Source organism: Streptomyces telluris (assembly GCF_024519335.1).
Lineage (GTDB): Bacteria > Actinomycetota > Actinomycetes > Streptomycetales > Streptomycetaceae > Streptomyces > Streptomyces telluris.
In genome coordinates this window covers 56,899-80,134 of the sequence record NZ_JANIID010000010.1, presented here as the reverse complement: position 1 = coordinate 80,134, position 23,236 = coordinate 56,899, and the positions used below count along the sequence as shown (strand labels likewise).

General features: G+C 71.0%; 19 protein-coding genes, 2 tRNA genes and 2 pseudogenes. 9 read left to right on the top strand and 14 right to left on the bottom strand.

The window, feature by feature from the left end:
• Positions 1–84: 84 nt before the first annotated feature.
• Positions 85–834, bottom strand: coding sequence for a TetR/AcrR family transcriptional regulator (locus tag NQU55_RS13930; protein WP_168094567.1), 750 nt, complete (start codon positions 832–834; stop codon positions 85–87).
• 148 nt (positions 835–982) lie between these two features.
• On the opposite strand from NQU55_RS13930, the gene NQU55_RS13925 reads away from it, so the two are divergent.
• Positions 983–2,515, top strand: a complete 1,533-nt coding sequence (locus tag NQU55_RS13925; protein ID WP_168094568.1) for an MFS transporter — start codon at positions 983–985, stop codon at positions 2,513–2,515.
• A 210-nt stretch (positions 2,516–2,725) separates the two neighbouring features.
• Here NQU55_RS13925 and NQU55_RS13920 read toward each other — a convergent pair.
• The 8 genes and pseudogenes from NQU55_RS13920 to NQU55_RS13885 form a co-directional block, all read right to left on the bottom strand.
• Positions 2,726–2,812: transfer RNA gene (locus tag NQU55_RS13920), tRNA-Ser, on the bottom strand.
• Positions 2,813–2,925: 113 nt separating this feature from the next.
• Positions 2,926–3,111 carry a hypothetical protein gene (locus NQU55_RS13915; RefSeq protein ID WP_106680798.1) on the bottom strand — a complete coding sequence of 62 codons (186 nt, stop codon included), beginning with the start codon at positions 3,109–3,111 and terminating at the stop codon, positions 2,926–2,928.
• On the bottom strand, positions 3,108–3,254 hold the full coding sequence (locus NQU55_RS13910; protein ID WP_168094569.1) for a hypothetical protein: 147 nt from the start codon (positions 3,252–3,254) through the stop codon (positions 3,108–3,110). Before NQU55_RS13910 ends, NQU55_RS13915 begins: the two co-directional genes overlap by 4 nt.
• Positions 3,255–3,322: 68 nt before the next feature.
• Positions 3,323–4,291: a hydroxymethylbilane synthase gene (gene hemC, locus NQU55_RS13905; RefSeq protein ID WP_256790641.1), complete on the bottom strand. Its 969-nt coding sequence runs from the start codon at positions 4,289–4,291 to the stop codon at positions 3,323–3,325.
• Positions 4,292–4,429: 138 nt separating this feature from the next.
• A pseudogene (locus tag NQU55_RS13900) lies at positions 4,430–5,092 on the bottom strand (NUDIX domain-containing protein); the annotation flags it as partial.
• A 223-nt stretch (positions 5,093–5,315) separates the two neighbouring features.
• Positions 5,316–6,167 (bottom strand): helix-turn-helix domain-containing protein, encoded by an 852-nt coding sequence (locus NQU55_RS13895; protein ID WP_168093398.1) that lies wholly within the window; start codon positions 6,165–6,167, stop codon positions 5,316–5,318.
• Between the two features lie 24 nt (positions 6,168–6,191).
• Positions 6,192–6,716: a DUF6879 family protein gene (locus tag NQU55_RS13890; protein ID WP_168093397.1), complete on the bottom strand. Its 525-nt coding sequence runs from the start codon at positions 6,714–6,716 to the stop codon at positions 6,192–6,194.
• A complete protein-coding gene (locus tag NQU55_RS13885; RefSeq protein ID WP_168093396.1) occupies positions 6,685–6,930 on the bottom strand; it encodes a hypothetical protein in 246 nt (81 codons plus the stop codon). The genes NQU55_RS13890 and NQU55_RS13885 overlap by 32 nt, the downstream gene beginning before the upstream one ends.
• Before the next feature lie 841 nt (positions 6,931–7,771).
• Here NQU55_RS13885 and NQU55_RS13880 point away from each other — a divergent pair.
• The gene (locus NQU55_RS13880; RefSeq protein WP_256790619.1) at positions 7,772–7,969 is read left to right on the top strand and encodes a helix-turn-helix transcriptional regulator; all 198 of its coding nucleotides are present in this window, start codon (positions 7,772–7,774) and stop codon (positions 7,967–7,969) included.
• Positions 7,963–9,363, top strand: a complete 1,401-nt coding sequence (locus NQU55_RS13875; protein WP_168093395.1) for a tyrosine-type recombinase/integrase — start codon at positions 7,963–7,965, stop codon at positions 9,361–9,363. Before NQU55_RS13880 ends, NQU55_RS13875 begins: the two co-directional genes overlap by 7 nt.
• Before the next feature lie 1,262 nt (positions 9,364–10,625).
• Here NQU55_RS13875 and NQU55_RS13870 read toward each other — a convergent pair.
• The 3 genes from NQU55_RS13870 to NQU55_RS13860 form a co-directional block, all read right to left on the bottom strand.
• Positions 10,626–10,892 (bottom strand): hypothetical protein, encoded by a 267-nt coding sequence (locus NQU55_RS13870; protein ID WP_168093390.1) that lies wholly within the window; start codon positions 10,890–10,892, stop codon positions 10,626–10,628.
• Positions 10,893–11,271: 379 nt separating this feature from the next.
• Positions 11,272–11,358 (bottom strand) — tRNA-Ser (locus NQU55_RS13865).
• 43 nt (positions 11,359–11,401) lie between these two features.
• Entirely contained in the window at positions 11,402–13,081 is a 1,680-nt protein-coding gene (locus NQU55_RS13860; RefSeq protein ID WP_372504715.1) for a S1C family serine protease, read from the bottom strand.
• A 262-nt stretch (positions 13,082–13,343) separates the two neighbouring features.
• On the opposite strand from NQU55_RS13860, the gene NQU55_RS13855 reads away from it, so the two are divergent.
• The 4 genes and pseudogenes from NQU55_RS13855 (at position 13,344) to NQU55_RS13840 (ending at position 16,775) form a co-directional block, all read left to right on the top strand.
• The gene (locus tag NQU55_RS13855) at positions 13,344–14,171 is read left to right on the top strand and encodes a glycerophosphodiester phosphodiesterase (protein WP_256790618.1); all 828 of its coding nucleotides are present in this window, start codon (positions 13,344–13,346) and stop codon (positions 14,169–14,171) included.
• A gap of 68 nt (positions 14,172–14,239) precedes the next feature.
• Positions 14,240–14,872: pseudogene (locus tag NQU55_RS13850) on the top strand (ATP-binding protein).
• Between the two features lie 538 nt (positions 14,873–15,410).
• Positions 15,411–16,394 (top strand): DUF5926 family protein, encoded by a 984-nt coding sequence (locus tag NQU55_RS13845; RefSeq protein ID WP_168093393.1) that lies wholly within the window; start codon positions 15,411–15,413, stop codon positions 16,392–16,394.
• Between the two features lie 252 nt (positions 16,395–16,646).
• Positions 16,647–16,775 carry a hypothetical protein gene (locus NQU55_RS13840; RefSeq protein ID WP_256790617.1) on the top strand — a complete coding sequence of 43 codons (129 nt, stop codon included), beginning with the start codon at positions 16,647–16,649 and terminating at the stop codon, positions 16,773–16,775.
• On the opposite strand, the gene NQU55_RS13835 is transcribed toward NQU55_RS13840, so the two are convergent.
• Positions 16,772–17,545: a hypothetical protein gene (locus NQU55_RS13835; protein WP_168093392.1), complete on the bottom strand. Its 774-nt coding sequence runs from the start codon at positions 17,543–17,545 to the stop codon at positions 16,772–16,774. The two genes, NQU55_RS13840 and NQU55_RS13835, sit on opposite strands and share 4 nt — an antisense overlap.
• A gap of 439 nt (positions 17,546–17,984) precedes the next feature.
• Positions 17,985–18,767 carry a bifunctional DNA primase/polymerase gene (locus NQU55_RS13830; RefSeq protein ID WP_168093391.1) on the bottom strand — a complete coding sequence of 261 codons (783 nt, stop codon included), beginning with the start codon at positions 18,765–18,767 and terminating at the stop codon, positions 17,985–17,987.
• Positions 18,768–19,820: 1,053 nt separating this feature from the next.
• On the opposite strand from NQU55_RS13830, the gene NQU55_RS13825 reads away from it, so the two are divergent.
• Positions 19,821–21,554 (top strand): PP2C family protein-serine/threonine phosphatase, encoded by a 1,734-nt coding sequence (locus NQU55_RS13825; protein WP_256790616.1) that lies wholly within the window; start codon positions 19,821–19,823, stop codon positions 21,552–21,554.
• Positions 21,555–21,710: 156 nt separating this feature from the next.
• Complete coding sequence (locus NQU55_RS13820) at positions 21,711–23,171, top strand: aminopeptidase P family protein (protein ID WP_256790615.1); 1,461 nt, start codon at positions 21,711–21,713, stop codon at positions 23,169–23,171.
• Positions 23,172–23,236 lie beyond the last annotated feature (65 nt).

The following is a 23,236-nucleotide window of genomic DNA, read 5'->3' as shown; positions in this document are numbered from 1 at the left end:
CCGCGCCGAACGGCGCCCGGGTCACTCCGCGGGCGGAGGCCGGTCGCGGAGGCGGGGTCACGCCGCGGGCGCGCGGAGGCCGGGTCACTCCGCGGGCGGCGTCCCGGCGGGGAGGCGCAGCGCCAGGCCGTCGAGCATGACCTCCAGGCCGTAGGCGAACTTGGAGTCACGCAGTCCGACGGGGTCGACCGCCTCGGTCGCGGCCCGGACGTACGCCTCGGTCAGGTTCTCGTGGCCCTCGGCGGCCTGCTGGGCCTCGGGCATGAGGCGGGCGATGAGGCCGGCCTCCGTCTCGCCGGACCGGGCCACCGTGGTCAGCCAGGCCGCCTCGGCGCTGCTCATGCCCATCACGAACGCGATGAGGGAGTCGATCGCCAGGGTGGGATCGGGGAAGCCCGCCTTGATGAACAGGGCCGCCATCCGGCTGGAGAAGGCCATGAGGTTGGGGCCCAGGTAGGCCAGGCCGGCCTGGCCCAGCACCGAGGACAGCCAGGGGTGGCGCAGGGCCGTCGCGCGGAAGGACGCGGCGGCCTGGGCGGCCGCCGTCCGCCAGTCCGCGGAGTCGGCGGGCGGTACGACCATCTCGCCGAAGACCTCGTCGACGGCGAGCTCCATCAGCTCGTCCTTGGTGGCGACATGGCGGTAGAGGGACGTCGCCCCCGCGTTCAGCCGGGCGGCCAGCTTCCGCATGCTCAGGGCCTCGATGCCGTCGGCGTCCAGCATCACGATCGCCTCCCGGACGATCGCGTCCTGGGACAGCCCGGGCTGTTCCGCGGCGCGCGGGCGCCGGGTCCAGACGGAGGGAATGGGCTGCTGCTTCTTGTCGGCGGCCATCGGCGCGCTCCTTTGCGTACGTTGTGCGCATTCAGCGTACAGGGTTCATGGGTTGCGAACACTGTACGCACGGGCGTACGGTGTGCGCATCGCCCGGAACAGTGTGCGCAATGCCGGAACGGTGTGCGCAACCCGAAAGGAAAGCCTGATGGCAGCCGCAGTCGCAGGGTCGGAGACCCGCAGTCCGCACCGCTGGTGGATCCTGATCGTGCTGTGCCTCAGCACGCTGGTCCTGGTGGTCGACAGCATGGCGCTGACCGTCGCCGTACCGGCCATGACCGAGGACATCGGGGCGAGCCCCCAGCAGATCCAGTGGATCCTCGACTCCTACGTGCTGGTCTTCGCCGGTCTGCTGCTGACCTCGGGAAGCCTCGGCGACCGGTTCGGCCGCCGGAAGGTGATGATCATCGGTCTGCTGCTCTTCGGGGCGGCGTCGCTGGCCGCGGCGTTCTGCACCACCCCGGGCGAGGTCATAGCCGTCCGCGTGGCCATGGGCGTCGGCGGTGCGCTGATCATGCCGTCCACGCTGTCGATCCTGATCACGGTCTTCGACGAGGAGGAGCGCCCGAAGGCCATGGCGGCCTGGGGCTCGGTGTCGATGCTCGGCCTGGTCGGCAGCCCGGTCCTCGGCGGCGTCCTGATCGACCGCTTCTCCTGGCACTCGATCTTCTTCATCAACGTCCCCGTCGTCGTCCTGGCCGTGACCGCCGGTCTGCTGCTGATGCCCGAGTCCAAGGCCCCCTGGCAGAAGCCCGACCCGCTGGGCGCCGCCCTCTCCGCCGTCGGCATGACCGCCCTGGTCTGGTGGATCGTCGAGATCCCGCAGCACGGCGCCTTCGAGGGCCGCGGGCTGGTCACCCTCGCCGTCGCCGTCGTCTCCCTGGCCGGCTTCGTCGTCTGGGAGAACACCACCGCCTCGCCGATGGTCCCGATGGTCCTCTTCAGGCACCGCAACTTCACCGGCGGTTCGATCTCGCTGGCCCTGGTCCAGATCGGCAACGGCGGCCTGCTCCTGGTCCTCACCCAGTACCTCCAGTCGGTCCTCGGCTACTCCCCCGTCAAGGCCGGCCTGGCGTTCACCCCGCTGGCCGTGGCCGCGCTGATCGGCAACGGTGTCGGCGCCAAGCTCGCCGCCAAGGCCGGTTACCGCCGGCTGATCCTGGCCGGCATGCTCCTGATGGCGGGCTCCTTCGGTCTGCTGACCACCGTCACCACCGACAGCGGCTTCACCGTCCCGTCGGTCGCTCTCGGTCTGCTCGGCCTCGGCGCCGGCATGGCCATGCCGGCCGCCGTGGGCGCCCTGATGGCGACCATCCCGGCCGACAAGGCGGGCGTCGGCTCCGCCCTGAACGACACCATCCAGCAGGCCGGCACCGCCCTCGGCATCGCCATCCTCGGCTCGCTGCTCACCAGCACCTTCTCCGCGGAGATGCCGGCCGGCACCCCCGAGCAGGCCAAGCAGTCGATCAACGGCGCGCTGTCCGTCGCCCAGGGCGACGCGGGCCTGGTCCGGACCGCCAAGGAAGCCTTCACCGCCTCGATGTCCACCACCCTCACCTTCAGCGCGATCGGCGTCCTGGCCGCCGCCCTGCTCGCCGTGGTGGTCATGCGCGACAACAAGCCCGAGACCGCGGCCGAGGAGGCCGCCGCCCCGGAGAAGACCCCCGCCCCGACCGCCTGACCGCCCCGACCCCTCGGCACCCCTGCACACTGCTCCGCGCGGCTCCGGCCGGCACCCGCCCCGGGTGCCGGCCGGAGCCGTTCCCAGCCCGGCGCCGACCGGAGCTGAGCAGCCGTTAAACGCCGCACACCCGCAGACCGGAACAGGCCCTCAACACGAAAGGGGCGCCCCGACGGGGCACCCCTTCTGCCTGCGCTGACGCAGGAACGGCGGAGAGTGTGGGATTTGAACCCACGGTGACATCGCTGCCACGACGGTTTTCAAGACCGTTCCCTTAGGCCGCTCGGGCAACTCTCCCCGCATCGACTCACCTGGAACGATGCGGGGACAGCCTACCGTCTGAGCCGTTCGAACGGGGGCGGTGGTCCGCGCCTGGTCCGCGAGCGGCCATTCCGTCAGCGTGGGTCTTCTCAGACGAGGCTGATCCCGGCTTGAGCCTTGATCGTGTCCACGGCCTCATCAGTCAGCCACCGCAGGGGGACGACGGTCCACCGGTCGCGCTTGCGCATGACCACAGCCTTCCCGTCCTGGGTGGTCTCGCACCGCATGAAGCCCTGCGCTCTCAGATCCTGAATCAGGTCCTCGCCCCGCTTCATCGCCCTTCCCGGTCCTTGTCGTCGGCCGCCGAGCTGTGCATGTCGCCGTTCTGCGAGACACGGGTGTCGGGATCGGTCGCCTGATCCTGGTTGGCCTGCGGGTCCCAGGGCTCCCCCGCGTTCTCGAACTCCTTCTTACCCATCTGCACGTACTCCTTCCTGCTGGAATGTGAGCGGTACGGGGCAGTGCGCGTTCGCCGGCGGTCTACAGTCAGTGCGGGATGCCCTCGATGATGTCGCGGGCCCCCTGCCGGAGGAGTTCGGCGCAGACGCGGGTGCCGAGGGTGGCGGGGTCGTTGTCGCTCTCGCCCCAGATGTGGGCGTGGACGAACTTGGACCCGTCGCGGGAGAAGACCATGCCGCGCAAGGACAGCTGTCCATCAGGGTCGGTGATGCAGTGACCGGCGATGGGACTGTTGCAGTGCCCACGCAGGCCGTGCAGCATGACGCGCTCGGCGGTGATCTCGGTCATGGTCCGCTCGTCGTTGAGCCGGGCCAGCAGCGCCGCCACGGCCGCATCGTCCCGCCGACATTCCAGCCCGAGCGTGCCTGCGCCGACCGCGGGCAGCATCTCGTCCACGCTGAAGACCTGCCGCCCGCGGTGAGCGATCCCTAGTCGCTCCAGGCCGGAGGTGGCGAGGACCATCGCGTCGAGCTTGGCGTCCACCTTCCGCTTGCCGTCGAGCTTCTCGACCCGCGAGCCGACCGCGCCGCGGACCCGTACGACGCTGAGGTCGGGTCGTACCCGGTTGATCTGCGCCTTCCGCCGCACGGCAGAGGTGGCCACGATGGCGCCCGGCGGAAGGTCGTCCAGGGTCTGCCGCTCGGAGCCCTCAGGAAAGAGCAGGACGTCCCGCACGTCGTCCCGGAGCAGGTAGGCGGCGAAGATCAGCCCCTGCGGCAGGGGCCGGTCCCCGGGCACGTCCTTCACGCAGTGCACCGCCATGTCGACATCACCGCGCTGCAGCATGGTGTCGATCTCTTTGACGTACAGGCCCTTACCGCCGAGCTGGGCGAGATCGCCCTGCCACTTGTCGGCCTCCGTCGTCACCGGCACCACGTCGATGCTCAGCTCCGGCTCATGCTTGCGCAGCAGGGCAGAGACCTGCTCGACCTGGGCGAGCGCCATCGGGGAACTGCGGGTGCCGATCCGTAGGGTGCGTGCGGGGAAGTCGGTCATGGTGTGGCCTCCTCGTTCCTTGCTTCCAGGTAACTGGCAGGGTGGGCACGATGCGTACGCAGGGGCTCGTGCGACGCGTGCGGAGAGTCGGGGGTGGAGCAGTTCGAGTGCGGAGCCGGTGTACTCCCAGCGCCACGCGTCGAGCTCCTCGCGCTGGAGGACGATGCGGCCCTCGTCGCCGGAGTACAGGCGAGGCCCGGTGAAGAGGAACGACAGCCGGTCACGCCGCCCCGGGCGGGTGGCCTGCAGCCACTCGACGGCGAGGAACTGCCAGGAGTGGGCATCGAAGGTAAGGCCGAGTTCTTCACGGACTTCCCGCCGGACGGCGTCGAGGGGCGATTCCCCCGGTTCAACGATCCCGCCCGGCAGATGCCACGGCCCGCCGGCCTTCGCCGGGTGCACCAGCAACATTCGCCCCAGACGATCCATGATCAGTACGTAGGCCGTGACGGGGAACCCGTGGGCGACCGTGACCCCCGTGGCCCGCTCGCCGCGGTCACGGCTCTGCTCCTGGTCCTGGTCGATGTCGGCGTAATCGGTGAAGGTCCGCCGGAACGGCTGGTGTCCCGTGTCCCGAGTGTGCTCGAACATCCACCCTTCGACAGTCCCGCGGTCGACAAAGCGGCCGGAGTGCGCGCCGCACTCGTCCTCGTCACCGGCCACGCACTCGGCGGTGTACTCCGGACACACCGCCTCGTCCTGTGTGATCGTGTACGGCTCGATCGAAAGACTCGGCTCACTGGTGACCCTCCGCGTGCCTGCGCATCCGGATGTCGCAGTCCGTGACGGTCGTGTAGTCACCTGCCGTCCGGGCGTCCAACCGGGTGGACGCCAATCTCGTGCACTCACCGCAACCGGGGACCGGGTCCGGCGGCGCAAAGGTCGGCAATCCCAGATGAGGGGCCGATGACATGGTCGTCCTACGAGTGCTCATCCCCGCTCCTCGCGTCGTCCGAATGGCGACACGCTAGGAGCACGAAAGTCCGACCATCCAGTGAGTTCTACGTTGTTGCACGCGAGTTCTTCACCGGAGGGAGTCGAGTGCTGCTGTCACCACAACTCGGGCCGGCGTCCCGTACACGGCAAGGTTCCGCAGCTCTGAGAACGCCTTGACGTACATCGCGACCTCACCCGGCGCAGTGACGGTCACCTGGGCCGTCAGCAGCTCTACGTGGACCCGCTCGTCATCAAAGATGTTGAAGCCTTCCAGGGTCCACATGCCGCGGCCCTGGGCCGTGAACGGAATGATCCCGACGGAGACAGCGGGGAGCGACATGACCGACAGCAGGTGTCCCAACTGGCCGGCCATCGTCTCGGCATCGCCGATCTGGTACCTCAATACCGACTCCTCGATCAGCAGAGTGAATCGGTGTCCCGCCTCCTGGAGGACGCGCGCCCGAGCCATACGGGCGTCGACAGCTTCGGCAGTGTCGTCCGGTGTGCCGTGGAATCGGCGGATGACCGAGAGCAGTGCGGACGCGTACGCGGGCGTCTGGAACAAGCCGGGTACGACGTGTGACGCGTAGCCTCGGTGCAGCTTCGTACGCTCATAGAGCGGGATGCGTGATTCCTGCAATCGCCGCAGGCCGGTGCGCTGCAGTCGCTTCCACTCCAGATACATGGAGTCGGCAGTCCGCGACGCCGCAATGATGTCCGCCGCCTGGCCATCGGCGTCACATGCCGCGCACCATGCCCGGATATCCGCGTCGGACGGGGGCGTCCGCGCGTTCTCGACGCGTGAGGACTTGGACTTGTTCCACCCGCAGCGTACGGCCAGCTCATGCCCTGTCAGCCCAGCGTCGAGACGGACCTCACGCAGCTTCGCCGCCACTGCCTTGCGCGCTGCTTCGACGCTCGATGACTGGTATTTGGGCATGAGCCGGCTCGTCTACTAACGCCGTTAGACGGCAAACTCCTCGTGAGGCGTGGCACGCTGCCAGACCGCGTCAAACGCCTCAGCGCACAGTTTGACCACTGCCGGGTCGTCGCACAGTTCGTGCCCCGCTGAGGCGCCCTCACCGCTGAAGTGCCCGAAGCGAATCAGTCGGTCATCGAGCAGCCAGAAGTCCGCGCCGGGAAGGGCGAGCGTGGCCGCGTGCCTTCTGGGCAGCCAACGGACCTTCTCCCCGGCCTCAACGTTCAGGTAGGTGCCGGCGTGCTCGTAGCGGATGTACTCACTGGCAGGCAGAGAGACCACGCGGGCTCGACGCACCTCCACACCGCGCGCGACCGTGCTTCGCACCAGATCGAGCCAGGAGCGACGGCGCTTCACCGACTCGGGCGTGATCCGTCCGCAGGCTTGCCACTCCGCGAAGTCGTCAGCCTCTGAGGCGACGCTGTACGCATCCCGCAGCTCCAGGTGAACGGCCGACCGGTGGCACTCCTTGACCAGGTCACTGAACGCCGGAACGCTGTTCGGCCTCATCGCACGCCTTCCTGATCAGCGGCACCATACGTGCCGGAATCCGGATCACTGCTTCCGTGTCGGGGATGTGGCCCACCGTACGACACTCGTCTTCGGTCTCGCCGTCGGCCTTCCAGCCCTGGAACACGAGGTCGGCGGTCTCGCCGTCCACCCACACCGTGGGGCAGTCATCGCCGTTGGTGTTCGGGTCCTTGCCGAAGAACAGTAGAGCCATGACCTTGACCCCTGCCTACTCGGTTGCGTCTGGTTGCACAGACGATGGCCCGGCCAACCGGCCCCGTCAAGGTGCCGTGGTGCCCCGCCTCGGACTCCGTAGTCGGCAACGCACAGCAGGGGAGCCAAGACTGGCCGCGCAATGGTCTCCTATGCCACAGACAGTCAGCCACGACGGCGGGGCAGCCGGGCGGTCGTCCGCCATGTGTGCACCTGAGCCACTTCCCGGCATCAGCCACTATGCCAATGTCTTTTCCCTCGTCACGGCCTGAGCCGTCCACGGGTCAGCGGCGCTGGTGCTGCTACACCTCCCGCAGACGAACACGGCGCCGCACGCGAAGCGTTCTGCACCACAGAGCACCTGGCCCACCACGGGCGTTCGCGGGCGCCGTGAGCCTCGGGCGGAGCCTGGTCGGGCCGGGGGCGTGGTCCTGGTGGTGGGGCTGCTCGAACCCTTCACTGCTGGTGGTCGCGGAGTGCTGGCCGGCGGTCGGGGTGCTGGTGCTGTTCCGGGCGGTGTGCGACAGCGGTCATGCGCGCTGAGCGGCTGGCGGCCGCCGTGTAGCGGGGCGGAGACAGGAGCGGGCGGCGGCCGCGGGCCGCCAGCGCGCGCGGACCGCGTCAGCGGTCCGCCTTGAACAAGTACAGAAACTCTGAACAGCCTGCCCGCCCTCCACCGGCCGTCCGGTGTGACGGGCTTCGAGCTGCCCCACCACCAGGACCACCGCCACCCGGCCAGACCCGGCACTGCCCGCGGCTCCCCGGCACCCACGAACCGCCCGGGGGAGGCCTTCGAATGCACGGTGATCACGCCGCGCCACTACCGAAGGGGAGCCCTGGCAGTGAGCACGACCCGAACCCCCGCCTTGACCCTCCCCGAAGTCCTCGAAGAGATCCGCATGTCCCGCGCCGCCTTCCACCGCATGCGCGCCCGCGGCAAGGCACCCAAGTGCCTCAAGCTCCCCAACGGGCAGATACGCGTTCGCCGCGCCGACCTCGACGCCTGGTTCGTTCAGTGTGAGGAGGACTTCGCGTGCTGACCTACGACGTGAAGTTCTGGGCCATCCGTCAGCGCGACGGCCGGGCCAAGCCCTATCAGCTCCGCTGGGTCGTCGGCCCCGAAGAACACTCGAAGAGCTACCGGCTCAAGAGCCAGGCGGAAGGCCGGCTAGCGGAGCTGATGGCAGCCCTCCGCAACCGCGAGCCCTTCGACACTGTCACCGGCCTGCCGGACTCCGAACTCCGCGCCCTGAACAGCCCCACCTGGTACGCCCACGCCCGGGACTACGTCGAGATGAAGTGGCCGACCGTATCGGCCAAGCACCGCGCCAGCATCGCCGAATCCCTCGCCACCGTCACCCCTACCCTCGTCAAGGACGAACGCGGCGCCCCCACCGCGCACGCCCTACGAACTGCCCTGTACGCGTGGGCCTTTCGACTCGTCAAGGACGAGGACGGCAGATGGCAGCGCCGTACCGACCTGGAGACACCGCCCGAGCACATCGCCCACGCACTCGACTGGATCGCCCGCAAGTCCCTCCAGGTCACCGACCTCGACACCCCTGTTGTCCTCCGCTCCGCGCTCCGGGCTCTGTCGCTGAAGATGGACGGCACCCCGGCCGCGCCGAACACCGTCAACCGCAAGATCCCCGTCTTCAGCAACGCCCTCCGCTACGCCGTCGAACTCGACCGCCTCGACGCCGTCCCGCTCGGCAAGATCGACTGGTCGGCGCCGGAGGTCGATGACGAGATCGACTTCCGCTACGTCCCCGGCCCCCAGCTCACCCGCCAACTCCTCGAAGCCGTCGCCGATCAAGGCGCCCGCGGCCGGCACCTGCGGGCATTCTTCGGCTGCATCTACTACGCCGGAGCCCGCCCCGCCGAAGTCGTCTCACTGGCCCTGCCCGACTGCACCCTTCCCGACGAGGGATGGGGTGAACTCGTCTTCGCCAAGAGCACCGCCCGTATCGGGTCCGCGTGGACCAACACCGGGGAATCCTTCGACTCCCGCGGGCTGAAGAGACGCGCCCGCAACGCCACTCGCACGGTTCCCATCCCGCCCATCCTCGTGCGCATGCTCCGCAGACACATCGAAGAATTCGGCACCGCCCCCGACGGCCGACTCTTCCGCGCCGCCCGCGGAGGACTCGTCCTCACCAAGGAATACGGGGAGATCTGGACCGCCGCCCGCCGCGTCGTCCTCACCTCTCACCAGTTCGACACCCCACTCGCCGAAACCGCCTACTCGGCCCGCCGCGCAGGCATCTCCCTCTGGCTGAAGTCCGGTGTCGCACCCGCAGAAGTCGCCCGTCGCGCAGGCCACAGCATCGCTGTACTCCACCGCTTCTACAACAAGATCATCAACGGCCATCGCCACGAAGACAACGCCCGCCTCGAACGCGCCCTGACCGACGACATCCGCTCTCCCATCTGAACCCGACACACCGCAGCCCAACCACGTGCAGTCCACCGCCCAGCAAACGGTGGACTGCACTGCTGCGTGGGACAGACCAGACTCACGCCCCCATTTCCTGAACGGGAATGCGGGACGGATGACTACCAGTCGAGGATGACGGCGCCGCTACCCCCCGAGTCGCCCGTCGAGCCACCGAAGCCTGGGGCTCCGTTGCTACCTTGTCGAGAGTCGGAGCTCCCACCATGGCCGCCGACGCCGCCCCCGCCCGAGAGCGCCCCTTTCCCGCCGCTGCCGAAAGTGAAGTCGAACGGGGCCAGGTTCGGGTACAGCGCATAGCCCCGGCCACCGTCGCCGCCGGACAGCTGCCGGGCTCCTCCCTTCCCTCTCTGCCCGCCACCGTTGCGCACCGCTGCGCGCGTTCCTTGTGCACCCGCAGCTCCCGCGTTTCCGGTCTTGCCCAGGGCAGCCATGTACGTTCCGTTCGTGGTGCTGCACTTGGTGCCCAAAGACGCCCTGTCGGCCCCGGCTGGTGCCCCTCCCCGCCCGCCGGCGCCACCTGCCCCGCCGTCTTCACCAGACCTTCCGCCGAAGCCGCCAATACCGCCTGCGCCGGGCCCCCTGCCACCGTCGGCCCAAACAAGGCTGCCGACGCTGCTGCGTCCGCCTGGCTTACCCTGAGCGCCAGCGGCACCATCGCCCCCGTTTTCCTCAAAACGGTATGTGTGCGCAGAGGTGTTCACGTGGCGTCCGCCCTGTGGACCGCCATTGCCAGGGCTCCCGCCCTTGCCGCCCTTGCCTACCTTGATGGCGAGAACCTGGTGTGGCTTGACTTTCAGGACACACCGAACGAAGGCCCCACCGCTGCCTCCTCCGCCCACCCCGCCGGAACCGCCGCCACCACCGCCCCTGCTCGGGTCGGCCTCAGCCTGTCCCCTTCCGCCACCGCCGCCTCCGCCACCGCCTCCGCCACCGGCTCCGGCCCCCCATACGAAGGCGGTGATCTGCGTGACCCCCTTCGGGACCGTGAACTTGGTGTCCTTCTTGAAGATCGTGAACGGCTCAGGCGCCTTCGATGCTGCCTGCGCCGCGGGCACGGTCAGAACCGGGACGGCCGACACGAGCAACACCGCAGCGGACAGGGCTGCCACCCGCCTGGACCGGCGCTGCCCAACGGCTGCTTCAACTCGGGATGTGGACATGTTTCTGCTCCTTGGATCGATGCCATGGCCACAGCACCACGCCCCGGTCGCCGCAGCCCGTGCACGTCGGCGTGGACTACCTCATCCGCCGTTGCTGTCGTTGTCGGCTCCGTTGAGCCCGGAGTTCGCCTGTACTGCGGTGCACGTCCCGGTGTCCAGGAGGGTGCCAGTCAACTTGTTGAACTGCTGCGGGACATCGTTGGCCGGGTTGCCGTTCGTGTGCGCTGGAACGGTGTCCGAGCAGACGCTCGTGTCCGCCACAGCCGTACCCGACGCGGCCAGCCCCAGCACACCGGCAAGACCCCCCACGGCAGCAACGAGCCCAACAACACCGGAAAGCTTCTTCATGACCACTCGACCTCCAGCCGTCGATCACCCCCGGACCGCCCGAGAGCGACACCCCTGTAACCGGGAGCGACCCGAAGTAGTTATGTGTGATTACCGGTACGTGTGACGACTTTCTATCGATCACCCGTCACCCTCGCGGCCTCCCATGGCCAGCCTGGCCGGTCGGCTCAGGGGGCTCGCGTAGACATGACCGGGGCGACCCAGCAGACAAGCGCTTGCGTACCGTCACACCACAGCGGCCCCGAATGTGGTCCGCGCCTGGTCCGCGCAGGCTGATCAAATCCGGGATACCGGCAGTACGAAGTGAGACACGTCACCAAAACGAAAAGGGTGCCCCATTCCGGGACACCCCTTCTGACCTGCACTAATGCTTACAAGGCGGAGACTGTGGGATTCGAACCCACGGTGACGTTGCCGCCACTGCGGTTTTCAAGACCGTTCCCTTGGGCCGCTCGGGCAACTCTCCCCGCACCGCCAGTGCTCGGCGGCGCGGGAGCCGGCCTATCGCTTCAGTTGTCGCCCTTGCGTTCGCCCAATGTGATCTCTGCCGTGGACTGCTTGCCGTCGCGGGTGTAGGTCACCTTCACCTTGTCGCCCGGCTTGTGGGTCCAGATCTCGCTGATGAGAGTGGGGCCGCTGTCGATGGCGGTGTCGTCGAGCTTGGTGATGACGTCGCCCGGCTTGAGACCGGCCTTGTCGGCCGGGCCGCCCGGGGTCACGGCCGGGCTGTTGTTGTCGCCGGTGGGGGCGATCTTGGCGCCCGCGCCGGCGTCCTTCATGTTCACCGAGGCGGAGATGACCGGGTAGACCGGCTTGCCGGCCTTGATGAGCTGGTCGGCGACGTTCCTGGCCTGGTTGATCGGGATGGCGAAGCCGAGGCCGATGCTGCCGGCCTGCTGCTGGCCGCCGCCGAAGCCGCCGCCGTTGTTCGCGGACTGGATGGCGGAGTTGATGCCGATGACCGCGCCCTGGGCGTTGAGGAGCGGGCCGCCGGAGTTGCCCGGGTTGATCGACGCGTCCGTCTGGAGGGCGCTCATGTACGAGGCCTTGCCCATGCCGCCGCCGTCGCTGGAGGCCACCGGGCGCTTCTTGGCGCTGACGATGCCCGTGGTGACCGTGCCGGACAGCCCGAAGGGCGCGCCGATCGCGATCGTGGCGTCACCCACCGCCGTCCGGTCCGAGTTCCCCAGCGGGAGGGGGTTGAGCTTCGCGCCGGAAGGGTTCTTCAGCTTGATGACGGCGACGTCGTAACCCTGCGCACGACCCACGACCTCGGCGTCGTACTGCTTGCCGTCCGAGAAGGTGGCCATGAGCTTGCCGCCGCCCTGTGCGGCCGAAGCGACGACGTGGTTGTTGGTGAGGATGTGGCCCTCGGTGTCGTAGACGAAGCCGGTGCCCGTGCCGCCCTCGCCGCCGCCGCTCTGCGCCTCGATGGTGACGACGCTCGGCAGCGCCTTGTTGGCGATGTCCGAGACGGAACCGGGGGCGCGGCTCTCGGTCTTCGGGTCGCCGGACGACGAGATGGTCGTCGAGCTGCCGCCGTCGCCACGGCTGGCCGCCCAGTAGCCGATCCCGCCGCCGACGCCGCCCGCGACCAGGGTCGCCGCCAGCACCATCGCCACGAGCCCGCCGCCGCGCTTGCGGGCGGGCGGGTACGCCTCGGGGCCGCCGGCCCACACCCCGGTCGGGCCCACCGGGCCGCCGCCCGCCGGCGCGCCGTACGGGTACGGCCCCGCCTGGGGCTGCGCCTGCGGCGCCTGCGGCGGCTGCTGGTGGTGCTGAGCCTGCTGCTGGGCCTGCTGGGCCTGCTGGGCCTGTGCGTCGTACCAACCGCCCGCGCCCTGGCCCTGCGCGCCCGGCTGCTGCTGCCCGTAACCCGGCTGCGGCGGGGCCACGGGCGGCACCGGAGCCTGGGGCGGAGCGACCGGAGCAGCCGGCGCAGCCGGAGCGGCACCGGAAGCAGGGTCGACAGGGGCAGCAGGAACCACGGGGGCGTCAGGGGCACCAGCGGCCGCAGGCGTCTCCGTACGGGCCTGCGCCCCGGCCGCGTCCGCGTCCGCACCCGTCACCGCGGCCCCGGCCGCCGCCGCGCCGTCGCCCTTCTCCATCGAAATGCCCGACGAGCCGCCCGGAACATCCGGAACGCCCTCCGCAGGCGCGACGGCGGCGCCCTCGTTCTCGGTGCTCACAGCTCTCTCCTCATCAGGTGCCACATCAGTTCCTACATGGTGCCTACGCCATGCGCGGTGTGGTGTCCACGTCATCCGCGGGATCCACGCCGCCGGCGTTCTTCCCGCCGCCCACGACCAGCCCGGTACAAGCTTTTCCCACCGCACGTCAGACCACCGTAAGCGGACCCTGTGCCCCCACGGCGGCAACGCTGCGCTCCGGGCACTCCATATCAAAAGGGACCGCATGCACGATGGTGCCGGGCGATGGCACGATAACGCGGTGACCTATGCGCACCCGGCCCGGGACCTCCGCCCCGAGCGGCACCCGCTCTCCGTCGTCGCCCACCGCGGAGCCTCCGAGGACGCTCCGGAACACACCCTGGCCGCGTACCGCAAGGCGATCGAGGACGGCGCCGACGCGCTCGAGTGCGACGTGCGGCTCACCGCCGACGGCCACCTCGTCTGCGTGCACGACCGTCGCGTCAACCGCACCTCCAACGGCCGCGGCGCCGTCTCCTCCCTGGAGCTCGCCGATCTGGCCACCCTCGACTTCGGCTCCTGGAAGGCCGACGTCTCCGACAGGGAGGCCCCGGACCTCGACGCGACGTCCGTGCTCACCCTGGAGCGGCTGCTGGAGCTCGTGGCCGACGCGGGGCGGCGCGTGGAGCTCGCCATCGAGACCAAGCACCCGACCCGCTGGGCGGGCCAGGTGGAGCAGAAGCTGCTGGAACTCCTGGGCCGCTTCGGACTCGCCGGACCGCCCGCCGACGGCGGCCCCTCGCCGGTCCGGGTCATGAGCTTCTCCGCCCGCTCCCTGCACCGCGTCCAGCTGGCCGCCCCGGCACTGCCGACCGTCTACCTGATGCAGTTCCTCTCGCCCCGCCACCGCGACGGGCGGCTGCCCGCGGGCGTCCGCATCGCCGGCCCGAGCATCCGCATCATCCGCAAGGACCCCGGCTACGTGGCCCGGCTGCACGACGCGGGCAACGAGGTGCACGTCTGGACGGTGAACGAGCCGGAGGACGTCGAGCTCTGCGCGCGCCTCGGCGTGGACGCGCTGATCACGAACCGGCCCAAGCGGGTGCTCACCCAGCTCGGCCGGTCGTAGCCGTAGCTCCGCCGGGCCGTGCGCACACCGCAGCCCCATTACAAGGAGTGCACCGGCGCGTTCGGTGTGTGTTCGAGCCGGTCGAGTGCCCCCGGCGGGTCTCGGATGGCCGGTTTCCGGTCCAGTCCATTGGGGCATCCATCCCCTGACGTGGGGCAAAGGAGGTCTCGGGGGTGGCGTTGGTGGTGGCACAGGAGGTGCCCACGTCGTCGATCATGGCCGTACCCCATGGTCCAACCGGTGTGGGCCAGGCAAGACACCGGATGCGCAAGGATCTGCGCATCATCGGGGTACCGGATTCGGTCATCGACGACGCCGTACTGATCCTTTCGGAGCTGCTCAGCAATGCGTACCGGCACGGACGCCCGCTGAGCCCGGAGGGCGACGGTCGCAGAGACGGAGAAGAGGGGGACAAGGACGGGGGAATACGTGCCGCATGGAGAGTGGACGCCCACGGCCGGCTCACGGTCGAGGTGACGGACGGCGGAGGCCCGACCCGCCCGGTTCCGGCCACACCTTCGGTGACCGCCCGCGGAGGCCGCGGGCTGAACATCATCAGCGCCCTCTCCCAGGACTGGGGCGTCCGTGACGCATCGGGCGAGGTGACCGTCTGGGCCGCGCTCTCGGTGCACGACAGCTTCGCTACGCGCGTCGCCGCAGGACCCAGACCCGCATTCGCAGATATCGACGAACTGACATGACGGTGGCGTGACGCGCGTAGATCCTGCCGCGAGACACCGACGTCAAAGTGTCGGGAGCGGTCCGGGAAGCGCCGCGAGAGCCCGTACGAGCCGACGGACCGACGAACCGACGAGCCAAGAGAACGACGAACCAACAGAACGACGAGCAGAACACGCCCGTGCACGGCCGGTGGGCCCCGTACCCGGAGCGCCCGCCAGGGAAGGCTCCGCGGAGAGCGGCACCCCGCCACCGGCCGCCGACCCTCCGGCCGACCGCCTCCCCGCACGCTTCTGTCCATGCTCCCCGCACACCTCCCGCGTGCCTTCCTGCCGCCCTCCTGCCGTCCTCCTGCCGTCCTCTCCTCCCGATCCTCTCCCGATCCTCCCGACGCCCCGCGCGCGTGCCCGTTCCGGCCGCGGCGGCGAGCGCTAGGCTCGCGCCCGTACGAGCCGTACGCGCCGCGTCGTACGCACCGTGTCGTACGCAGTCCCGTACGCACGCCACCGTGCCCGCCGCGCCGTACGCACGCACCTGCACCGATCGGGAGACACGCACGCCATGGCCAAGAAGCGCCGCCCCCAGACCAAGGGGCCCCAGACCAAGGCCTCATCGCCGCAGGCCGTCGACGGTCCGATCCCCGTCGTCGGTGCCCGCGAGTCCTGCCCGTGCGGTTCGGGCCGGCGTTACAAGGCCTGCCACGGCCGCGCGGCCGTGCAGGCGGCCACCGAGCTCGTCCAGCGGCCCTTCGAGGGCCTGCCCGGCGAGGCGGACTGGGTCGCGCTGCGCGAGCTGGTCCCCGCGGCGACCGTCGAGCTCACCCTCAAGGACGGGCTGCCGGAGGGCGTGCCGTCGGTGACGCTGGCCACCGTGCTGCCGATGGCCTGGCCCGCCCTGCGCCGCGACAACGGCGCCGTGCTCCTGGGCCTGCAGAACGACACCGCCTCCGGCGACCTCAGCCGCGACCTCGCCGACACCCTGCGGCGCGCGCTCGAAGCCGCCCCGGGCACCCCGGTGACCGCCGGCCGCACCGACGCCGACGGGCCGCGCCTGCAGGACCTGCTGGACCCGAAGGCTCCGTTCGAGCCGGAGGTCCACACGGGCTTCGAGTTCTGGGTCGAGAACGCCGAGAACGCGACGGGTGAGGTCGCCGCCTCCCTGGACCGGGCCAACGCCGCCGCCATCCCCACGGCCCGCCTCTCCGGCGTCGAGGCCGCGTACTGGTGCGAGACCCCCGAGAAGAATCACCTCCGCTGGGTCATGACCCACCCCGAGGAGCAGCTTCTGGACGCTCTGGCCCGGCTGCACGCCGCGGGGACCTCCTCGCTGGGCGAAGGCACCCGCCTGGTCGGGTCGTTCCGGGCGCACGGCCTCACCGTGCCCGTCTGGGACCTGCCGAGCGACATGCGCGCGGAGGACACCGAGAAGCCGGCCGCGGCCTTCGCGGAGCGGCTGGCCACGGCACTCGCCGACGCCTCTCCCCTGACGCCCGACGAGCGGCGGGCGCGCAGCGGCCTCACCAGCCGTCAGATCACCCTGAACTGAGGCCGGTCCGCCTCCGGAGCGGCCCGACGTAGTGGATCCCGGGGGCGGACTGTTGGATTCCAAGCGGCGGAGTAGTTGATTCCGGCGGCTAATCGGCCGCCATTTACGTGACTCCTGTCACAACTCCCGCTGTCAGCCCGGAAATACGCGTCCGGAAATCCACGATCGAATTTGCGAACGGCCGATCTCTTGTTACGGTTCTAGGAGCCCGGTCGCTGGTGCATCCCCCGTCGCCAGCGACCGGGCGTTTCCATGCCCGGAAACGCCGAGGCCGGAGCCGAGGCCGGAGCCGGAGCCGAGGCCGGCACCGAAGCCGACGCCGAGACGGCCGCCGGGGCGCATGCCGCCCGCACGGCCCGCGCCGGGGGCCCGCCGGGCTAATCCTCCCGGTCCTCCGCCGAGTTGCTCCCCGAGCGCAGCAGCAGCTCCCCTTCCGCCGAAGCGATCTCCGCGACCGCCTCGTACGGGTCCCCGCCGAGGTCTCCCCCGGCCGCCTTTCCGTCCCCGGCGGCCTTCCCGCTCCGCGCCGCCTCCCCGCTCCCCGCCCGGACCGTCCGCGCGCGCGGCGTCTCGCACCCGTCGGGGTCGTCGGAAGCGGTCGTACGGCAGTGCACCTGGACGGTCCGGCCGCCGGGGCCCATGAGGGTCAGAACGGCCCGCAGAGGGGCGCCTGTCGCGTTGCGGTAGTACGTACGGGCCCAGGTCTCGTTCCCCTGTTCCAGAACGCATGTCTGAGCCTCCACGCCTTCGGGCGAGGTGAGTTCGGGGCCGCAGCGGGCGGACGCCGAGACCGCCGACCCGGCGGAGCCCGTCAGCGGCGGCGAGGCCGCGGGCCAGGCGCCGTCCGCGCCCCGCCCGCCGCGGACCCCGTCCCGGCCGGCGCCCGGGCCCGTGCGCCCTCCCGCGCCGAGGCCTTCGCCCAAGTCCTCCCCGAGGTCCGGGCCGAGGCCCCGGCCGAGGTCCTTGCCGAAGTTCTTGCCCGGGCCGCCCAGCCCTGCCGACTCGCCCCGCAGCCCCTCGCCCGCCCCCGGGTGCTTCCCGGGGCGCTCGCCCCGCGCCGGCTCCGGGCCCGGCAGACCCACGGGGCCGGCGGTGGCGGCGGCCAGCGGCAGCACTACGGCCAGCGCCACGGCGCTCGCCAGCGCGACCATGCGGAGGTTGGCACCCCGCGGCTCGCCGCTCCGGCCGGCCTCCGCGGAAGCCCCGCCGGGCTCCGCGGGCACCCTCGACCCGCCGGACATACCGGATGCACCGGATACTTCGGGCACACCGGATGCAGACGCACGCTCCATGGGGACCACCTGAGACTCGCCGCGCGGACGCTGAATGGATCGCGGGGACGGCTGGGACGGGCTCGGGACACCCCGGCCTCGGTTCGACCGGGCCCGGCCGGCATCGCCCGGCACAGGCCCTCACCCCTGAACATAGCGGTCAGGACAGGGCTCGCCCCGGGGCCGCGCGGTGGAATCCCGCAGAACTCGGACGGGCTTACACCCGTACGAGTGAGAGCGCGTGCGTCTCCCGTCCGTACGCGCTCTCCGTGTGCTCGTACCGGCGCCTCTCAGGAGCGCCCTGACCGCATCCCCGCGGTCAGTAGGCCAGCCGGCTGCCGCCGCCCGGCGTGCCCGCGCTCTCCTCGACGAGGACGTCGACCAGAGCGGACACGTCCGGCAGCCACGGCGCGGTGGACCGGGTCGTACCTTCCCTACGCTCCGCGCGCTCCGCCCGGTCCCCGCGGAACGTACGGATCCCGCCACCCGAGGCGCCGTTGACAGATCCGGCCGGGCCGCCCCGGCCGCCGGGCAGCGGCGCCCGCTCCCAGCGCACCCTGCCCGCCCCCGTGGGCGACGGCGGCAGGGCCACGAATCCGCCCTCGCCGTGGAAGAGCAGCGAACCGGGCACCCAGTCCTGGCGGTGGAGCAGCTCGCCCAGGACCTCCAGGGAGTAGGGGGCCACGAGCAGGGCCCAGCGGGTGGGGGTGGCGACCACGGGGCCCAGGCGGATGCCCGCGCGGTCGAAGGCCGCCAGGGCGCGCGCGCCGGCGACCGCGGGCAGGCTCACCGCGCAGGGCGCACGGCCGCCCGTGGCGAGCACGACGGGCGCGTCGGGCCGGTCGGTCCACCACCAGCGGACCATCCGGGCGTCCGTGGTGGCCGCCAGCAGCCCCGGGTCGAAGGGGTGGGCGCCGGGGGCCGCGCAGTCGGGCTGCGGGCAGCCGCACCGGCGTACGCGCCCGCCGTCGGGCCGCAGGCCCACGCCGGGCAGCACGGGCCACTGCCATTCGGTGGCATAGGCCAGGGCCGCGGTGAGGACCGCGGACCGGTCGCCTCGCCTGAGCGAGAGCTTGCGTCGCCTTCCGAGGATCTCGCGCATGAGCGCTCGTTCCTTTCCGTAAACGCCGAAGTCGGGACCCCCACCGGTGGCAGGGGCCGGATCACGCTGATGGACTGCGTGCATGCACTCCATGCACTGCATGCACGCATTTCTGAACTGCCTTGCGACTGCCTTGCGGCCGCCTTGTGACTACCTCACAACTGCCGTGTGACTGCCTGGCGACTGCTCAGGGACTGCCTAGCGGTTTTGCGCGGCCGTACGGGTGGTACGGATGGAACTCGCTGCACTGCTGCGCCGAACGGGTCCGCCGGCGCGCCGGAGCAGCCGGCCTGCGCACCGGCGTGCCACGGAGACCCGCAAGGCGCTGCAGGGTCCTGCACGACCCTGCACAGCCCTGCATGGTCATTGCACGGCACTGCGGGACTGCCTACTGGAACTGCACCTGAACTGCACTCGGGCCGCGTCCGAACTCCATGGCACTACGGCCCGACATGGCGCGCCGCTCAACACGCCGGGGCTCTTTCCAAGCCGGCACACCACGTGGATCACTAGCCACTGCTTGCACAACGCAGCGCATCACGCCACGGGCCGAGCGTGAAACATGGCGGGGGGTGGCGCGCGTATGGCGCTTCGTGCCGAGCCTGTCGCCCCTCGCTTGCGGCATGGGTTTCCCCATCGCCCTCGGGTACGGGCGCGGCCGTCGCCGGTTAAGACGCTCGGGCCCGCCGCCGGGTTCCGGGGCGGCCCCAACTGCCCCTGCCCTTCTTCGTGTACGTACCCACCGGTGTGGATATGACGCGCTGTCGAGCAACCTCAGTCGACCGCAAATCCATGGCCACCGGACCATTTTCCGGCCAACTTTGAAACCCCATAGACACCACCAATCCCACCGGTTCAATGCTGGACATCTCCTTGCCCGGGCGTGTACATGTGGAGCACCGATAGCGCGCAACGCGACAGGGGGTTTGCGATGCTATTCATGAGAAAACACAGGTCAAGACGGTGGTCAAGAGGGAGCGGCGAAGTACCGCGGGCCCTGGTGCACACGAGTGCCCGGCGCGCCGGGCCCCCACCCGGTCCGGGTAGCCGGTCATGACCACGCCCCACCTGCCGAAAGTGGCCGGAATCAACCCTCCGCTCCCCGCTCCCGCGCAGACTCCCGCCCCCGCATCTGCCGCCTCCTCCGCAGATCCCCTCTCCCCCGCTGCTTCCGGAGCGCCCGGAACAGATGCATCAGCAGACACCGGCGACGCCACGGACCCGTCCGCCGCTGCCGCCTCCCCGGGCTCCTCGGACTCCTCCGGCCCGGCGCTTCTCCCCGGCCCCTCCCTCCCCGCGCCCAACGCCCTCGTCCAAGACCGCCTCGCGGGCTGGATCTCCGACCTCACCACGCTCCAGGAGCTGACCGAGCGGCTCACCCGCACCACCACCCTCGACGCCGCCCTCCACGAGGCCCTGCGGGCGGGTGCGACGCTCGTGGGCGCCCGCCGTGGCCTGGTCACGCTGCACCCGGCGACCGGCCCCGGCCGCGACCACCCCGTCACCGTCGGCTTCGGACTGGACCACGCGGACCTCGGACACATCGAGACCATCCCGCAGGGCGGGCCGGGGCCCGTGGCGTACGGGGCTGCCGGGGCTTCCAGGGCTGCCGGGGCCTCGGTCTCCAGAACCTCTGCGGCCTCCCGAGACCCCGGAGCCTCCGAAGTCTCCGAGCTTCCCGAAGAGCCCGGGCTCCCCGAAGCCCCCGGGCTCTCCGAAGGCCCCGAAGGCTGCGGGCCGGAGGCCGCGCAGGAGGCCGTCCCCGGTCCTTACGGCCGACTGTTCGACGACCTGCCCCCGACGGGCTCCCGTACGGGCACCGCCCACCCCGACGTCGCCGCCGACGAGGGCCTCGACCCCCGTCACCGCGAGGTCGCCGCCCGCCTCGGCTACGGCGCGAGCTACGCCGTCCCCCTGGAGACCGACAACGCGGGCCGGATCGGCGCGGCCGTCTGGCTGTACGACGAGCCGGCCGAGCCCACCGAGCGGCAGCGCCACCTCGTCGGCCTCTACCGCGACCACGCCACCGAACACCTCGCCCGCCAGCTCGAACTGGCCGAGGCCCGGGAGGCCGTGGCGACGCTCCGCGAGGAGCTGCTGCCGAGCAGACTGCCCCGGACGCCGGGCATCCGGCTGGCCGTCCGGCACCGCACCGGTCCCCTCGGCGGCGGCGACTGGTACGACGCGCTGCCGCTGCCCGAGGGCGCGCTCGGCCTGGCCGTGGGCGGCGTCGGCGGTTCCGGCCCCGGCGCCGTTGCGGCCATGGGCCGGCTGCGGGCCTCCCTGCGGGCCTACGCCGTCATGGAAGGGGAGGATCCGGTCGCCGTCCTCTCCGACCTCGAACTGCTGCTGCGGCTCACCGAGCCGGCCCGCGCCGCGACGGCGCTCTTCGCGTACTGCGAGCCGGCCGAGCGCAAGGTCCTCCTGGCGGGGGCGGGCCACTGCCCGCCGCTGATCATCGGCGACCACCGCGTCGAGTTCGTCGAGACGTCGCTGTCCGCGCCGCTCGGGATGCTCGCCTGCTGGGAAGCGCCCAGCGTCGAGATCGAGCCCGCCCCCGGAGAAACGCTCCTCTTCTACAGCGACGGCCTGCTGCACCGGACCGGCCGCCCGATGGACCGGGCCTTCGCACGGCTGCGCACCGCGGCGGCCGGTGTGCCGAAGGCCGCGCGCCGGGACCCGGAGGCCCTGGTGGAGCACGTGCTGCGCACGATGCTGCCGCAGGACGGGCACAGCGCCTGGGACGGGAGCGAGGACGTCATCCTGCTGGCGGCCCACTTCGAGTGACCGCTCCCTGCGACCCCGTTCCCTTCCTCGTTCCCTTCCTCCGACCCCGTTCCCTTCCTCGTTGCCTTCCCCGTTCCCTTCCTCGGATTTTCCTCATAGTTCCCTCGTATTTCGGTCGCACATACGATGGAAACGCCCCGTCCGAGGAGGAAAGCAGTGACCGAGCAGCAGCCCGCGCCCGAGAACCCCGAAGGCGACGAGCCGATCAAGCAGCGGAAGAACGGCCTCTACCCCGCCGTCTCCGACGAGCTGGCCGAAAACATGAAGACCGGCTGGGCCGACACCGAGCTGCGCGACCTGCAGCCCGTCGAGCAGGCGCCGCACACGGCCCGCCGCCGCGCCGAGCTTTCCGCACGCTTCCCCGGCGAGCGCCTGGTGATTCCGGCGGGGAACCTCAAGACCCGCTCGAACGACACCGAGTACAGCTTCCGCGCCTCCACGGAGTACGTGTACCTCACCGGTGACCAGACCGAGGACGGCGTGCTCGTCCTGGAGCCGACCGGCGCCGAGGGCCACCGGGCCACGATCTACCTGCTGCCCCGCTCCAACCGCGAGAACGGCGAGTTCTGGCTCGACGGCCAGGGCGAGCTGTGGGTCGGCCGCCGCCACAGCCTCACCGAGGCCGAGCAGCTGCTGGGCCTGCCGGCGAAGGACGTCCGCGAGCTCGCCGACGCCCTGCGCGCGGCCACCGGCCCGGTCCGCGCCGTCCGCGGCCACGACGCCGGCATCGAGGAGGCCCTGGCCGACAAGGTCACCGCCGAGCGCGACGAGGAGCTGCGCGTCTTCATCAGCGAGCAGCGGCTCGTGAAGGACGCCTTCGAGATCGGCGAGCTGCAGAAGGCCGTCGACTCCACCGTGCGCGGCTTCGAGGACGTCGTGAAGGTGCTCGACAAGGCCGAGGCCACCTCGGAGCGCTACATCGAGGGCACGTTCTTCCTGCGCGCCCGCGTCGAGGGCAACGACATCGGCTACGGCTCGATCTGCGCCGCCGGCCCGCACGCCACGACCCTGCACTGGGTGCGCAACGACGGCGCGGTCCGCTCCGGCGAGCTGCTCCTGCTGGACGCGGGCGTGGAGACGCACAGCCTCTACACCGCCGACGTCACCCGCACGCTGCCGATCAACGGCACGTACACCGACCTCCAGCGCAAGATCTACGACGCGGTGTACGAGGCGCAGGAGGCCGGCATCGCGGCGGTCACGCCGGGTGCGAAGTACCGCGACTTCCACGACGCGGCGCAGCGCGTGCTGGCCGAGAAGCTGGTGGAGTGGGGCCTGGTCGAGGGCCCGGTGGAGCGCGTCCTGGAGCTCGGGCTGCAGCGCCGCTGGACCCTGCACGGCACGGGCCACATGCTCGGCCTGGACGTGCACGACTGCGCGGTCGCCCGTACCGAGACGTACGTGGACGGCGTCCTGGAGCCCGGCATGGTCCTGACCGTCGAGCCCGGCCTGTACTTCCAGGCGGACGACACCACCGTGCCCGAGGAGTACCGGGGCATCGGCGTCCGCATCGAGGACGACATCCTGGTGACCGAGGACGGCAACCGGAACCTGTCGGCGGCGCTGCCCCGTACGTCCGCGGACGTCGAGGCGTGGATGGCGTCCCTGAAGGGCTGAGGACGATCGTCCGCTCAGGGGTCCCTGCGGTGGTCCGCGGGGGCCCCTGAGCGCATCATGGCCAC